Consider the following 13,937-nt stretch of genomic DNA (forward strand, 5'->3'; position numbering starts at 1 on the left):
CGTCACCGCCCTCCGTCTTCCCAGTGGCGGATCACTTTGCGCAGAAGGACGCCGAAGGTCAATCCCGTCGCCGCGAGGTACGTCCCGTAGAATCGCTGGGCCGTGCGGCCGAGCGGGACCTCGAGAATGCGGATCGCCGCGGTGAAGGCGAACATCCTCGCCGCGCGCTCGCCGGCGGCGTGGAGGAGGACGGGGCCCGCGGGCATGCCGCGGCGGCCCGATTCGGCCGCGAAGAGCTTGACCGGGATGCCCGTGAGCGCCTGCTTCCAATAGCCGGAGGCGCCTTTGTCGAGGCATTCCGACGTCGCGCGTTCCATCTCGGGGCGGGTCCACGGCGCGGGCGGGCGCGCTCCCGCGCGGGTGAGCGCGTGTGTGAACGCGACCCCGGCGACCGATCCCGCGACGACCGCCGTCGCACGCCTGAATAGAAGCCTCGGCTGGGCGACCCCCAGCCAGACCTGGCTCATCTCCGCCATGACGGGGAAGGAAACGGCCTCGGCCATGCCCCAGACGAACATGATCGCGTCCCCGCGCGCTCCCTTCATCGCCGCGTCGACGGCGGAGTGGACGGGAGAGACTTGCATACGCGCTTTCATCCCAACACCGCCGCGAGGGGAAGGACGAGCAGGAGGGAATCGACGCGGTCGAGCAGGCCGCCGAAGCCCGGCAGCCAATCGCCTGCGTCTTTGACGCCGGCCGCGCGTTTGACCATCGACTCGAGCAGATCTCCGAGCACGCCGCCCACGCCGACGGCGACGACGAGTCCGAGCGTGATGTGCCCGAGGAGCGTGAGGATGACGACGGCGCCCGCGAGCGCCCCGACGAGCCCGCCCACGGTTTTGTTCGGCGAGAGCGGGGACAGCGGGCGGCGCGCCCAAGCGAATCTTTTCAGGCCCGTCCCTCCGGTCCAAGCTGCGACGTCGGCGGCGGCAGCGGCGAAGGCGATGAGGAAGGCGTCGTGCCACAAGACGACGAGGTGGGCCAGCGACCAAGGGATCCAGATTGAGGCGAAGCCCGTCAGCGTTGCCCTGCGCACGCCGTCGGCCGTGTCTCCGGCCACAACCGCGGGCAGAGCGCACACGAGAACCATGACCGGAGCGAGCGCCATCATATTCGGGCGCTGCCAAGCCGTCAGCGGATAGAGGACCGCCAGAACGCACAGGAGGATCGTTTCCGGCCGCGGCAGGCGCGTCATCCGGGCCAGCTCTCGAATCGCCTGGAGCCCGAGGAGGGTCGCGAGGAGCGCCGTTGTTCCCTTGCCGATCCAAATCGGTATGCCGACGGCGGGAATGATGATCGCCCAGGTGGTCCACCGGCGGTGGAGCTCCCTTTTGCGGGAGAGCGCGACGCCGATTCCCGCGAGAAGCAGGATCGTCAGGGCCGTTACCGCAAGGAAGACCGCGCGCCCCTCCAAGCGCCAGCCGGTGAAGGGAACAGTGAACGTCCAGGACCTGTCGCCTCCGACGAGCCAGCCGACGAACGAGTCGCCGAGCGTCGTTGGTTGGGTCATTCGAACTCCTCCTCGGCTCGCTCGCTCCTGGCCTCGTCCGTCTCGGCCGCGTTGCCCTTCGCGTCGTTCTGCCCGGCCGCGCGTTCCTCTCCGACGGCCCTTTTTTGGGCGACCGCGCCTTCTTCCTTGACTTCGCCGTTCCTTCCCAACGCGGCGACGTCGGGCGGAGGGGCGGGCGCCGCCCTGTCCGCCGGAGCGGGCCCGACCTTTCCTCGCAGCGCCCTGTGCGTCTTCGCAAGCCTCACGGCGAAGGTCGCCAGGGAACCCGCGATGACGATCCAGCCGAAAACGGTCAGATGCTGAGGGAAGGCCGCCGCAAGAACGGCGGTGAGGCATCTCTCCGTCTTGCCGAAGGGGCCTCCGTTCAGGCGCGGCGCGCCCGCCCCCGCCGCGCAGAGCGACACGAACGTCGGCAGGGTGGCCGCGGCGGTCGCTGCGAGCAGAAGCGCCGTCGTCGACGTCGGCGAATCCGTTCGAACGGACAGGCCGACCAAGCCCGCCATGATGAGGAAGTCGGACAAGCGGTCGCCAATCTCGTTGAGGACGAAGCCGAAAGGACGGGAGACGCCTCGCGCGCGGGCCACTGCGCCGTCGAGATTCGCCCCTCCGAGCCTGGCGGCCAGGAAGGCGAAGGCGGCGACCCACCAGCCTTCGACGATCGCCCACGCTCCGAGCGCCGCGGCCGCCACTCCGACCGCCGTCCAGAAATCCGGCGAGATTCCACGGCGGACGGAGGCGGAGACGACGAACCCGAGGCGTCTTGTATACCAATACTTCAATGCGTACAGGGACTTCACATCGATAGCTTATAGGCGCTGAAGGGCCCTGCCCATGGGATGTCCCACACCGTGGAAGACTCTTGCGAACCACACCGTGGAAGACTCTTGCGAAACGCCCGGTGCGCCGAGCCCCTGAGGTATCATCGGATCGGCCGGGCGGCGTTCGATGGGGCCGCCGGGCGGGAAATCACGCGAAAGGCGGCGAGAAATGTCTGAAAGTGCAAGGGAATTCGCCCGCAAAACATCAGGTTCGGACACCGAGGTCGACGGCGGCGCGGGGGGCACTGACCACGTTGCGGGCACGCGCGGCGCCGTTGAGGGCGAGACCGTGCTTGACAGGTACTTTGCCCTCTCGGACACGGCCGGCGAAGCGCCGGAAGACTTCGAGGAGCTCATATCGCTCTTCAGCCCCCGGGCGCGGATCTCTCCCGGGCGCGGCGGCGACGTCGAAGGAATCGACGCCGTCAGGGCTTTCTACCGAGAGTTTTTTGATCGCAACGTCGAATTGCACCACGTGTGGAAGGCGAAGGTGCAGCCGGACGGGTTGCACTTTGCCCGGTGGGCTGTTGCGGGGCGCAGATCGTCGGACGAGGTCTTTGCCCTGTCGGGTTGCGACGTCGCCGAAATGGACGACGTCGGCCGGATCCTGAAACTCCGCGTCGAGATCGACTGAAACGGCGGTTCGCCCCCGCCCGGTCGAGTCGGTCCGGTCGAGACGCACGGGTCAGCCCCATGCCGGAGATTCGAAACGGGCGCGTCCGCACGGAAGGGCCGGGCTGCGTTCGCGCAGGGCCGAAGCCGAGTTATCGCGGGCCGGATCACTCCCTGACGACGCACACGGGGGAGAAGCCTCGGTCGAAGACGACGAAATTGGGCCGCTTGCCCGGCTCGAAATCGAGTGTTACGCCCTTCGCCCTCTCAATGGAGGCCGCCCTTGCGGGAACGGCGACGCAGGCGCGCACGATCTGCCCGAACGGGAGGGCGCCCCGCCGGGCGAACAGCGCGAGCTGGTCGCTCAACCGGGAGCAGCCCCCGGCAATCGTCTCTCTCCCCGCGAGCCGCGCCGCGCCTTCGCGCACATCGACGTCGAGGCCCCCGAGGGCGTACCGCCCTTCGGGCATGCCGGCCGCGGCCATGGCATCCGTGACGAACGCCGCGTTTGCCCCCGCCCATTCGTGTATGTCTTCGACGAGGGCGGGGGCAAGGTGGACGCCGTCGCCGATGGTTTCCACGATCGCGCGCCCTTTCCGGGCCGCCGCCAGGAACTCCCTGACCGGGCCGGGTTCGCGATGGTCGATCGGCGGCATCGCGTTGAACAGGTGCGTGACCGTCTGCGGCACGCCCTCAAAGCCGAGTTCGGCCGCGCAGCGCGACGTGGCCTCGAGGGCTTGTGCCGCGGTTTCCCCGCTCGCGGCGGTGTGCCCCCAGGAGGGCTTGGCGCCGTGGGCGAGCAGGATTCGGACGGCCTCCATGGCGTGATCGGCCTCCGGGGCGATGGTCATCGTCTTGACGAAGCCCTTGCCCTCCTCGAGCCATGCCGCGAGCTCTTCGGGGTCGGCGCCGCGGATGGCGGCCGGATTCTGGGCGCCGGCCTTGTGGGGAGAGACGTACGGGCCCTCCATGTGGATTCCGGCCAGCTCGCCCGATTCGCAGAAGGGGACGAGCGCCCGGATCGCCGGCAGGGGATCGGCCATCGAGACGAGGGACGCGAGAAGCGCCGTCGTCCCGGAAGCGCGGTGGGCCCCGATCGCCTTGCGTATCGAGCGGGGATCGACGTCGTCGGGGAAGGACGCCCCGCCTCCGCCGTGGCAGTGGACGTCGACGAGCCCCGGCACGATGAAGGCCCCCGAGACGTCGGCCTCGCCCGAATAGCCCCGCGGAAGCACGCGGGCGAGGACTCCGCCCTCCAGCACGAGCCCGCCGCCGGCCTCCCTTCCATAGCCGTCGTAAACCGTTCCCGAGACGACCGCGTCGGGCATGACGGCTTCGACCGCCGCCGTGGGCTTGCCAGTGCCGACGGCGACGCGGCCTGCCCCTGCGCCGGCATCGGCGCCCTGCCTTTCGCCGACCGTCACGCCAGGCTCCAACGCTCGCGATAGAGATCGGCGTATTCGAGGAGTTCCGCGGCCTCGGCGTCGACGAAAACGGTGAGGTCGGGGTGCATCTGGGCGACGGTCGCGGGCCATTTCGCGCTGATGGCGCCCTCGATCAGCTGGCGCACGGCTTCGGCTTTCTGAGCGCCGAAGGCGAGCAAGAGCAAAGATCGCGCCTCCATGATCGTTCCCAGCCCCTGCGTGATGCAGCGGGACGGGACCTTGCCGACGTCGCCGTCGAAGAAGCGGGCGTTGTCCGTTCGCGTTCGGCGGGAGAGAACCTCGACGCGGGTGCGTGAAACGAGCGATCCGCCCGGCTCGTTGAAGCCGATGTGCCCATTGGCGCCGATTCCGAGGATCTGCAGATCCACGCCGCCCGCCGCGGCGATCGACGCCTCGTACTGTCCCGCAGCAAGGTGCGGGTCGGCGTCCGAGCTCACGGGGGTGCGAAGGCCGGCCTCGGTCAACCCGGTCTTTTCCGGCCCCACGAGCTCGCGCCGCAGGACGTTGCGGTACTTTTCCGGATGGCCGTCCGCGATTCCCACGTATTCGTCCAGCGCGAAGGCGGCCGAGCCCTCCAGGGTGAAGCGCCCGGCGGCGTGCGCCTCGCGCAGCTCTGAGTAGAGGCCTTCGGGCGTGGATCCGGTTGCGACGCCGAGGGTCGCATTCGGCTTGCGGGCCAAAAGATCGACGACGCCGCGCGCCGCGGCCGCCGAAGCTTCCTCGGACGTTTCGAAGATGCCGATCTGCATTGCCAGTCCCTTTCTCGACGTGCCGTTCACGTTTGGCGGCGCGTCGTTGCATACCGGTGGTCAGTGACGTATGCCTTCAACAATACACGCTCGCGACCGATTTGTCTTACAAATTCTGGGCGGGGAGTTTCGGCGTGTGTCTGCCTTTTCTGAACTCGGGATGCGACCATTGGCCTGATGAGCACAGAGGAACGCCGCGCATGCATTGCGGCCGCCTGGGCCCCGGTCAGGGTGCTGGCGGCCGCGTGGACGACGGTCACGGTCTTTGCGATTTTCGCCTACGCCGCGACGGTCTCTTCTCCGACCCTCGGCAACGTCGATTGGCACGACGCCGCGCGGGCTGGAACGTCAATCTTTTTACTGGCGATGGGGGGCCCGGCGGAGGTCGGGAACGCGAGCGTGAGCCTCATGCCGTTGAGCGTGACTCTGTTCATTTGGTGGTTCGTCTGCCGCTCCTTCCTTGCAATGGGGATCGATTCCTGGGCCCAGGCCGCCTCAGCGGCCGCATCGTCCTTCGTTTTCACCCTGCTCGTCGGGCTCGCCGCCCTTCCCGGCGCCGGGCGCTTCGGCGGCGCCGCCGGGGCCGCGGTTCTCACCTGCGCCGCGATGGCCCGGGCCCGCTGGCGGACCTCCCGCCCCGACGGCCGCGTGTGGAACCTCCTTGAAGGCTGCCGCGGCGAACTTCGGCCCGTCTTGCGTGCCCTCGCCGTCGTCTCCGTCGGCCTTTTGGCCGTCGCCCTCGTCCTCGGCCGGAGTGCAGTCGCCGCCGTCAACGGCTACTACGTCCAAGGAGCCGTCGGCGCCGTCATGCTCACCCTTGTGCAGCTGGCATACCTTCCCAACATCGTCGTCTGGGTCGCCTCCTTCGCGCTGGGGGCGGGTTTTTCCGTGGGCCGCGGCACGGACTTTTCGGCGTTCGGCGTGACGAGCCTCCAGCTTCCCGCCATTCCGGTTTTCGGAGCCCTGCCCAGTCCGGGCGTGCGGATGGCATGGCTTCCCGTTCTTCTCGCCTGCCTTGCATTGGCCTGGTTCGTTTGGCGCTCGCGCGCCTATTCGAGTCTGAAGGAGGCGTCAGCCGCGGCGGGGGCGTGCCTGGGCTGCCTCTTCGCCCTCGGCATCACAGCCGCTTTCCTTTCGGGAGGCGCCATCGGACCGGGGCGGATGTCCGACGTCGGCCCTCGCCCCTTGCCGCTCGGCCTCGGTTTCGCCTTGGCCATAGGGCTGCCGTGTGTGCTCGGGCTCGTCGCTCCCCGTGCGGCCGCCGCGCTCCGATCTCGCGCAACGGGGCGGCCGGAGGAGGCAGACGCGGAAGAAGGGCCCTCGACAACGGGGTTCTCCTCCCCACAGGCCGATCGTCTTTCCCGTGACGCCGCCGACTCTTCGGCCTCCGATGGGAGGCGAGACCTCGAAAATCGTACATTTGACCGCCCGTCGAAGTGGCAGGGGAACCGGCGTGACGATACATTTGTCAAGTGAATAACAAGCGCGGTCCCACTCGCCTCGTGGTGCTTGTGTCGGGCACAGGATCGAATATGCAGGCCCTCCTGCATGCCTGCGCCGGCCCCTCCTACGGGGCGCGGGTCGTCGCGGTGGGCGCCGACCGCCGAGGCGCCCCCGCGATTCGGGCCGCCGAAGAGGCCGGAATTCCGACGTTCGTCCGCGTCCTTTCGGAGCACTCGTCGCGGGAAGAATGGGACGAGTCTTTGCGCGACGCCGTGGCAGCGTACGAACCTGACATCGTGGTTCTCGCGGGCTTCCTCAAGCTCGTCGGCCCCGAGTTTCTAGCGGCGTTCCCGCAGCGCGTGGTGAACACCCACAATGCGCTTTTGCCTTCTTTTCCTGGAATCCACGGCCCGGCCGACGCCTTGGCGTACGGTGTGAAGGTAACGGGCGCAACCCTTTTCGTCGTCGACCCCGGGATGGACACGGGGCCGATTTTGGGGCAGACAACATGTCCGGTTCTCGAGGGAGATTCCGAGGAAGCGCTGGTAGAACGGATCAAGGAGGTCGAGCGTGTTCAGTTGGTTGAGCTAATCGGGCGAATGGCGCGCGAAGGCTGGTGGGTCGACGGCAGAAAGGCGGGGATAGGTGCTCGGTCCAGATAAGCTTCTTACGCTCATAGTCTTTGCCATATTCACGGTCGCCAGCGCGGCGACGGCGGTGTGGCTCATCGGGCGTGAGCCCACTCGCAAGATTCGAGCGCAGGCCTCTGCCGCCATGGTCGCCGCGATTGTGGGCGCCATAAGCATGACGGGCATTCAGATGAACCGGACGCTCGGGTACGCAGCCAGCTGGAGCGACGTGCCGGGCCTGTTCTTCATGAAACCCGATGGAAAGGGCCCGACGAAGCCGATCCGCAGGCCCGTTCCCGGGCCCGACGCCGGCGATCCCGAATTGTCTGGCCACCGTGGAGACTCGAGATGGAAGGCCAAGTTCACCAAGGATTCGAACGGGGCCTACCAGACGAAGTTCAGGGGGCCGATTTCGGGGATCAACCTTCCCGTGTGGGTGTGGACGCCTAAGAACTACTCGCCGACGAACGGGAAAATCTACAAGGTCATGCTCATGCTGCACGGGTACCCGGGCAACCCCTACAAGGTTCCGACGCAGCTCAATCTTCAAAACGCCATGAAAAAGCATCCGAACACGATTATGGCGATCCCCTCGCTCAAAGTCGATGCCACGTCTCCCGACTGCGTCGACATCAAGGGTCGGCCCGCCGTCGGATCCTGGGTGGTAGACGACATCGTCGGCATGATCCGCCATAATTTTCCCAACACCGAGAAGACGCGAAAGGGATGGACCATCGCGGGCGCCTCCTACGGCGCCTACTGCTCCGCCGTTCTCGGCCTCACCCATCCCCAGACTTTTTCCAAGATCATCTCATTTTCCGGCTACGACCAGCCGGAAACAGGGCGTTTGCTGGGCGCGCCGCCTCGTGTTCGGCGAGAATTCAGCGTGTCTAACCTGTTGACCAAGCAAAGGGCGTGGCCGCAGCGGTTCTACGTCACCGGCTCCAAGGGCGACCCGAAGTCGGCCGCCTTCGTCCAGAAGCTCAAGAGACTATCGACGCCGACGGTCAGAATCACCTCGCTGCTCCAGCCTATCGGGGGCCACAACTGGGGCGTATGGCGCAAGGAGCTGCCCGCCGCCTTGGCATGGAATGGAAAGGGCTGATGTTTGCTATAACCGGCGGGGGAACGATCTTCGTCAGCTTCGTTTTGACGATTGCGTGCATCGTTTGCGCCGTGGTCTACGGCCCCCGTTTTCGATGGGAGGGCCACCATGAGGCATGGGGGATCCTGGTCCGGTCGGGAATCGTGCTTTTGGCCATTTTGTGGGGATGCATCACGGTGCTCCTGCTCTTCAACAGGGTCACGCTCACGGTCACTTCCTTCGGCGATCTGGACGCCTTTCTCTATCTGCTCGGCTTTTCCGACTGACGCGCATGCGCGCCGAGCCGTATTATGAAGGCGTCGGCGACTGGCGTTGGATGGGATTGACCATCGGGGAGCGAAGTCTCGGCGTCGCACGCCTGGGCGCCGGAAAGGAGAGACATGCGCATTCCCATTCGCAGAGCCGTCATTTCCGTTTTTGACAAGACAGGCGTCAAAGAGCTCGCCTCGGCGCTTCACGGCGTCGGCTGCGAGATCGTCTCAACCGGCTCAACGGCTGAGGCCATTCGGTCGGCGGGCGTGCCGGCGACGGAAGTCAGCGAGATCACCTCGTTCCCGGAGTGCCTGGACGGCCGGGTCAAGACCCTCCATCCCGCGGTCCACGCGGGAATCCTCGCGGACCGGCGACGCGAGGAACACGTACGGCAGCTGGCCGAGCTCGGCGTCGAGGGCTTCGACCTCGTCGTCGTCAACCTCTACCCCTTCTCCCGGACCGTCGCCTCGGGGGCGGGATACGAGGAGTGCATCGAGAAGATCGACGTCGGCGGCCCCTCGATGATCAGGGGAGCGGCGAAGAATCACGCGAACGTGGCTGTGGTCACGGACCCCTCGGACTATGCCCGCGCAGCCGAGGCCGCCCGGCGAGGGGGCTTTGACGCCGGCGAGCGGGCAACCCTCGCGGCGAAGGCCTTCGCGCACACCGCCGCCTACGACGCGGAGATCGCCCGCTGGACGGCGAAGATTCACGGGAAAGCCGTTGCGGGGGAAGCGGCCGCAGGGGGCGCGGACGTCGGCGGCGAAGGGCTTTCAGGCAACGTCGGCGAGGCGGAGTCTTCGGGAGTCGCCGCGGGCGGAGCAGATCGTTCGGGGACGGCCGCGGAAGAAGAAAACGAGCTGTTTGGCTGCGTCAAAGTCGCCGATCTGCGCTACGGCGAGAATCCCCACCAGTCGGCCGCACTTTACTCGGCGGGCGGGGGCGGAGTCGCAGGAGCCGTTCAGCTCGGCGGGAAAGAGATGAGCTATAACAACTACCAGGACGTCGACGCCGCAGTGCGGGCAGCCTACGACCATGCCGAGCCCGCCGTGGCAGTGGTCAAGCACGCCAATCCCTGCGGCGTGGCCGTGGCCGAGGACGTCGCGCAGGCGCACTCGGCTGCCCACGCCTGCGACCCGCTGTCGGCCTACGGCGGCGTGATCGCCGCCAACAGGGAGGTCGATGCCGCGATGGCCGAGCAAGTGGCCCCGATCTTTACCGAGGCGATCGCCGCTCCCTCGTTCAGCGCCGAGGCGTTGAAGATTCTCTCGTCCAAGAAGAATTTGCGGATCCTTCAGGTCGAGCCGATCGACGTTGCGCGCGACATTCGGCCGATATCCGGGGGAGCGCTCGTTCAGGAACGCGACAGGATCGACGCCGAAGGCGACGATCCCGCGCAATGGCGCCTGGTTTCCGGAGAGCCCGCCGACGAGGCGACTTTGCGAGACCTCGCATTCGCGTGGCGCGCGGTGCGCGCGGCAAAGTCCAACGCGATTCTTTTGGCCGATTCGCGCGCCACGGTGGGAATCGGGATGGGGCAGGTCAACAGGGTCGATTCGTGCCGCCTCGCCGCGGCGCGGGCCGGCGAGCGAGCTGCGGGCTCGGTCGCCGCCTCCGACGCCTTCTTCCCCTTCGCCGACGGCCTCGAGGTCCTTCTCGACGCCGGGGTGCGCGCCGTCGTGCAGCCCGGCGGATCAATTCGCGACCAGGAAGTGATTGAGGCCGCCCGGAAAGCCGGTGTGACGATGTACCTCACGGGCGCGCGCCATTTTTCCCACTGAATTCGCCGTTTCTAGGAGCTCGCGGAGCCGCGCCGGCCGTTCCGCATGGGCGGGCGGCGTCGACTCCGCGAAGTTTCTTCTCGGTTTTGTACGGAAAGGGTAAAAGAATCCCTTACACTAAAGACCGAATAGACGTTGACGAAAGGATCCGACAATGACGATTGACCCCGTTCTCATTGATCGCGCAGTGGAACGAGCCCGCCAGTGGAGCGAGGCCGCACGGGCCTACCCGACGGCGCGATCCGCCAAGCTTTTGTCGCAGGTTCTCGACCACGAGGGGGGCCTCGACTACACGGTGAACTTCGTGGACGGGGTCATCCGCCCTGAAGACCACGGCGTGGCCGCCCGCAACCTCAAGCACCTGTCCAAGCGCGACTCGGCTTTCCTGCCCCCGTACCTCGCGGCGCCCGCGAACGTCGGCGGAAGGATCGCGCCCTTCGTTCCCTCGCTGGCATCGTCGGCCGCCCGCCGCGTCTTCGCGATGCTCGTCGGCGACCTGGTCCTCGACGTGACGCCCGACAAGCTCGGCCCGGCGATTGCGAAGCTCCGCGCGGACGGCTCTCGGCTCAACCTCAACCTTCTGGGCGAGGCAGTCCTCGGCGACAGGGAGGCGGCCCACCGCATGGAGGCGACGGCGGCCCTCATCGAACGCGACGACGTGGACTACGTTTCCCTCAAAGTCTCCGCGGTCATCGGGCCTCACGCGCCCTACGGCCACGCGGCGGCCGTCGAGGAAGCCGTTGAGAAGCTTCTCCCGCTCTACAGGCTCGCAGCCGCATCCAGCACCTTCATCAACCTGGACATGGAGGAGTACCGGGACCTCGATCTGACCATCGACGTGTTCACGCGAATCTTGGATCGTGAGGAATTCCTCGGATACCGCGCAGGAATCGTCCTTCAGGCATACCTTCCCGACGCCCTCGGCAGGCTCAATGGGCTGACCGAGTGGGCGCAGGCCCGCCGCGCCCGGGGCGGCGCCCCGATCAAGGTGCGCATCGTCAAGGGCGCCAACCTTTCCATGGAAAGGGTGGACGCGACGATGCACGGATGGGAGCTGACCGTTCAAGCGGACAAGGCCCACACGGACGCCAACTACATCGCATGCCTCGACGCCGCACTGACCCCCGAGAGAGTCGATGCCGTCAACATTGGCATCGCCGGCATGAACCTCTTCACGATGGCTTACGGGTACGAGCTCGTGCGCGAGCGGGGCATCGCCTCCGGCGTCGACTACGAGATGCTTGCGGGAATGGCGACGCCGCAATCTCACGCTGTGCGCGACACCGTCGGCCCCCTCCTCTACTACGTTCCCGTCGTCAGACCCGAGGAGTACGACGTGGCCGTGGCCTACCTCGTGCGCCGCCTCGAGGAGAACGCAGCGCCGGAGAATTTCATGTCGAACGTGTTCGATCTGGAGGAGGCCGATACCTTCGCCTTGGAGGAGAAGCGTTTCCGCGACGCCGCCGGGCTGGTCTCGGGCTTGGCCTACGGGCCGCGCCGCAAGCAGAATCGCTTCGAGCGCACCGTTGTGCCCGACCGTTTTGAGAACACTCGCGACACCGACCCTGCGCTGCACGCGAACATCGAATGGGCCGAAAAAATTGCCTCGCGCATCCCCGGCTCGAAGCTCGGGGCCGACGTCGTCGCGGAGAACATGGTCAATTCCGACGCCGAGGCCCGCAAAGTCGTCCAGTCCGTGGCCGCCGCAGCCAAAGAGTGGGCGGCGCGCACAGGCAAGGAGCGGGCGCAGGTTCTGCGGTCGGTCGCCCAGGCCATCGAGGACCACCGCGGCGAGCTCATCGAAGTCGCCGGGAGCGAAGCCGGAAAGGCCATCGACCAGGGCGACGTCGAAGTCTCGGAGGCCATCGATTTTGCGCTCTACTACGCGGACCTCGCCGAGGAGCTCGACTCTCTCGAGGGCGCTGCGTACGTTCCGGTGAGCACGACCCTCGTGACGCCTCCGTGGAACTTCCCGATCGCCATTCCGGCGGGAGGCGTGCTGGCAGCGCTTGCGACCGGCTCCGGCGTCGTCTACAAACCGGCCAAGCTGACCCGGCGCACGGGGTCCTTCCTCGCGAAGCTCATGTGGGAGGCAGGGGTCCCCCGCGACGTCCTCGCCCTCGTGTGCATGGACAAGTCCTCCTACGGGCGGGTCCTCGTCGAAGAGACCGACCAGACGATCCTCACCGGTTCGATCGACACGGCGCGGATGTTCCGCTCGTGGCGCCCCGATCTTCGCCTGTTCGCCGAGACCTCCGGCAAGAACGCGATCATCGTCACCCCGAATGCTGACATCGACCTCGCGGTCAAGGACGTCGTCTATTCGGCCTTCGGCCACGCCGGCCAGAAGTGTTCCGCTGCCTCGCTCGTGATCCTCGTCGGATCGGTCGGATTCTCCAAGCGTTTCCAGCGTCAGCTTTGCGACGCCGTCCGCTCGCTCAAGCTCGGGCATCCCCACGATCTCGCCGCCCAGATGGGCCCTATGGTCGAGCCTCCTCACGGCAAGCTGCTGAAGGGTCTGACCGAGCTCGGCGAAGGGGAGGCATGGGCTATCAAGCCGCGCAAGATCGACGACAAGCTGTGGAGCCCCGGCGTGCGCGCCGGCGTCATGCCGATGAGCGAGTATCACCTGACCGAATACTTCGGCCCCATCCTCGGCGTCATGAGGGCAGACACCCTCGGCGAGGCGATCGCCTGGCAGAACGCCGTCGACTTCGGTCTCACCGCCGGCCTGCATTCGCTCGACCCCGATGAGATCTCCGCCTGGCTCGACCAGGTTCAGGCGGGCAACGTCTACGTCAACCGCGGCATCACCGGCGCGATCGTGCGCCGCCAGCCGTTCGGCGGATGGAAGCGCTCCTCGGTGGGCGCCGGGACGAAGGCCGGAGGCCCGAACTACCTCATCGGCCTCGGGCACGTCGAATGGGCGGACAAAGACCTTGGCAGCGCGCAGATTTCAAACGAGACGCTGTGCGGGGCGCGGGTGATCGCAGAGACGATGGACGGCGTCGACCAGGATCGTTTCCTCGCCGTCGTCGAGGGAATGGACAAGGCTCTGGCCGGTCATTTCCGGCCGGCAGACCCCAGCGCTCTCGGGGTGGAAAAGAACGTTTTGCGCTACATTCCCTTCCCCAAAGTCGTCATCCGCCAATCAGGCGCGGGATCCGGAGACGCCATGGCGTTGGCAGCCGGCGCTTTGGCGATCGGCGCCCGCCCCAGGGTCTCGACGTCCGCGGCGCTTCCCAGGCAGGCCGTCGACTTCCTTGAGTCGAGGGGCGCCGAGGTCGTGCTCGAGTCCGAGGACGACTTCCTCGCCTATGCCGCCACGCGGGCGAACTCGGCCGACGGCGTGCGTTTCCGCCTCATCGGCGCCGATCCGAAGGCGCTGGCCGAGGCCGTCGGCGGAAGCGTCGACGTCGGCGTCTACGCCGAACCGGTCACCGGCAGCGGGCGGATCGAGCTGCTTCCCTTCGTTCAGGAGCAAGCCGTGTCCGCCACGAACCATCGCTTCGGAAATCCGACGAGGCTTCTGGACACCGTGATCTAGGGGCACGAGCGGCCTACAGGCGCACTGCGGCCGGTCCGCGGCCTCA

Annotated in this window: 12 protein-coding genes and 1 riboswitch; of the genes, 7 read left to right on the forward strand and 5 right to left on the reverse strand. The window is 67.1% G+C overall.

The window, feature by feature from the left end:
* Positions 1-2: 2 nt before the first annotated feature.
* The 3 genes from A4H34_RS05860 to A4H34_RS05870 are packed head-to-tail and all read right to left on the reverse strand — an operon-like array spanning position 3 to position 2,307.
* On the reverse strand, positions 3-584 hold the full coding sequence (locus A4H34_RS05860; protein WP_064231365.1) for a hypothetical protein: 582 nt from the start codon (positions 582-584) through the stop codon (positions 3-5).
* 8 nt (positions 585-592) lie between these two features.
* Positions 593-1,510 carry a phosphatidate cytidylyltransferase gene (locus A4H34_RS05865; RefSeq protein WP_009199089.1) on the reverse strand — a complete coding sequence of 306 codons (918 nt, stop codon included), beginning with the start codon at positions 1,508-1,510 and terminating at the stop codon, positions 593-595.
* Positions 1,507-2,307, reverse strand: a complete 801-nt coding sequence (locus A4H34_RS05870) for a CDP-alcohol phosphatidyltransferase family protein (RefSeq protein ID WP_009199088.1) — start codon at positions 2,305-2,307, stop codon at positions 1,507-1,509. Before A4H34_RS05870 ends, A4H34_RS05865 begins: the two co-directional genes overlap by 4 nt.
* Positions 2,308-2,497: 190 nt before the next feature.
* Between A4H34_RS05870 and A4H34_RS05875 the strand changes: the two genes are divergently transcribed.
* On the forward strand, positions 2,498-2,962 hold the full coding sequence (locus tag A4H34_RS05875; RefSeq protein ID WP_197480431.1) for a nuclear transport factor 2 family protein: 465 nt from the start codon (positions 2,498-2,500) through the stop codon (positions 2,960-2,962).
* Between the two features lie 145 nt (positions 2,963-3,107).
* On the opposite strand, the gene A4H34_RS05880 is transcribed toward A4H34_RS05875, so the two are convergent.
* A complete protein-coding gene (locus A4H34_RS05880; protein WP_231870967.1) occupies positions 3,108-4,364 on the reverse strand; it encodes an N-acetylglucosamine-6-phosphate deacetylase in 1,257 nt (418 codons plus the stop codon).
* The gene (locus tag A4H34_RS05885) at positions 4,361-5,134 is read right to left on the reverse strand and encodes a glucosamine-6-phosphate deaminase (RefSeq protein WP_009199085.1); all 774 of its coding nucleotides are present in this window, start codon (positions 5,132-5,134) and stop codon (positions 4,361-4,363) included. Before A4H34_RS05885 ends, A4H34_RS05880 begins: the two co-directional genes overlap by 4 nt.
* Positions 5,135-5,311: 177 nt before the next feature.
* Between A4H34_RS05885 and A4H34_RS05890 the strand changes: the two genes are divergently transcribed.
* The 6 genes from A4H34_RS05890 to A4H34_RS05915 all read left to right on the forward strand — a co-directional run bounded on the left by A4H34_RS05890 (position 5,312) and on the right by A4H34_RS05915 (position 13,891).
* Positions 5,312-6,610, forward strand: coding sequence for a cell division protein PerM (locus A4H34_RS05890; RefSeq protein WP_064231366.1), 1,299 nt, complete (start codon positions 5,312-5,314; stop codon positions 6,608-6,610).
* Entirely contained in the window at positions 6,607-7,239 is a 633-nt protein-coding gene (gene purN, locus A4H34_RS05895; RefSeq protein ID WP_269452284.1) for a phosphoribosylglycinamide formyltransferase, read from the forward strand. Before A4H34_RS05890 ends, purN begins: the two co-directional genes overlap by 4 nt.
* Complete coding sequence (locus A4H34_RS05900; protein WP_009199082.1) at positions 7,223-8,311, forward strand: alpha/beta hydrolase; 1,089 nt, start codon at positions 7,223-7,225, stop codon at positions 8,309-8,311. Before purN ends, A4H34_RS05900 begins: the two co-directional genes overlap by 17 nt.
* Positions 8,311-8,577 (forward strand): hypothetical protein, encoded by a 267-nt coding sequence (locus A4H34_RS05905; protein WP_064231368.1) that lies wholly within the window; start codon positions 8,311-8,313, stop codon positions 8,575-8,577. The genes A4H34_RS05900 and A4H34_RS05905 overlap by 1 nt, the downstream gene beginning before the upstream one ends.
* A 26-nt stretch (positions 8,578-8,603) precedes the next feature.
* Positions 8,604-8,682, forward strand: a riboswitch (ZMP/ZTP riboswitch).
* A 9-nt stretch (positions 8,683-8,691) separates the two neighbouring features.
* Positions 8,692-10,344, forward strand: coding sequence for a bifunctional phosphoribosylaminoimidazolecarboxamide formyltransferase/IMP cyclohydrolase (purH, locus tag A4H34_RS05910; RefSeq protein WP_064231369.1), 1,653 nt, complete (start codon positions 8,692-8,694; stop codon positions 10,342-10,344).
* A gap of 154 nt (positions 10,345-10,498) precedes the next feature.
* Positions 10,499-13,891, forward strand: coding sequence for a bifunctional proline dehydrogenase/L-glutamate gamma-semialdehyde dehydrogenase (locus A4H34_RS05915; protein ID WP_064231370.1), 3,393 nt, complete (start codon positions 10,499-10,501; stop codon positions 13,889-13,891).
* Positions 13,892-13,937 lie beyond the last annotated feature (46 nt).

This window comes from Peptidiphaga gingivicola, assembly GCF_001652275.1.
Lineage (GTDB): Bacteria > Actinomycetota > Actinomycetes > Actinomycetales > Actinomycetaceae > Peptidiphaga > Peptidiphaga gingivicola.

Coding starts and splice junctions, on each gene's coding strand:
- A4H34_RS05915 (WP_064231370.1), top strand. CDS start 10,499: ATGACGATTGACCCCGTTCTCATTGATCGCGCAGTGGAACGAGCCCGC.
- A4H34_RS05890 (WP_064231366.1), top strand. CDS start 5,312: ATGAGCACAGAGGAACGCCGCGCATGCATTGCGGCCGCCTGGGCCCCG.
- A4H34_RS05860 (WP_064231365.1), bottom strand. CDS start 584: ATGCAAGTCTCTCCCGTCCACTCCGCCGTCGACGCGGCGATGAAGGGA.
- A4H34_RS05885 (WP_009199085.1), bottom strand. CDS start 5,134: ATGCAGATCGGCATCTTCGAAACGTCCGAGGAAGCTTCGGCGGCCGCG.
- A4H34_RS05865 (WP_009199089.1), bottom strand. CDS start 1,510: ATGACCCAACCAACGACGCTCGGCGACTCGTTCGTCGGCTGGCTCGTC.
- A4H34_RS05905 (WP_064231368.1), top strand. CDS start 8,311: ATGTTTGCTATAACCGGCGGGGGAACGATCTTCGTCAGCTTCGTTTTG.
- A4H34_RS05875 (WP_197480431.1), top strand. CDS start 2,498: ATGTCTGAAAGTGCAAGGGAATTCGCCCGCAAAACATCAGGTTCGGAC.
- purH (WP_064231369.1), top strand. CDS start 8,692: ATGCGCATTCCCATTCGCAGAGCCGTCATTTCCGTTTTTGACAAGACA.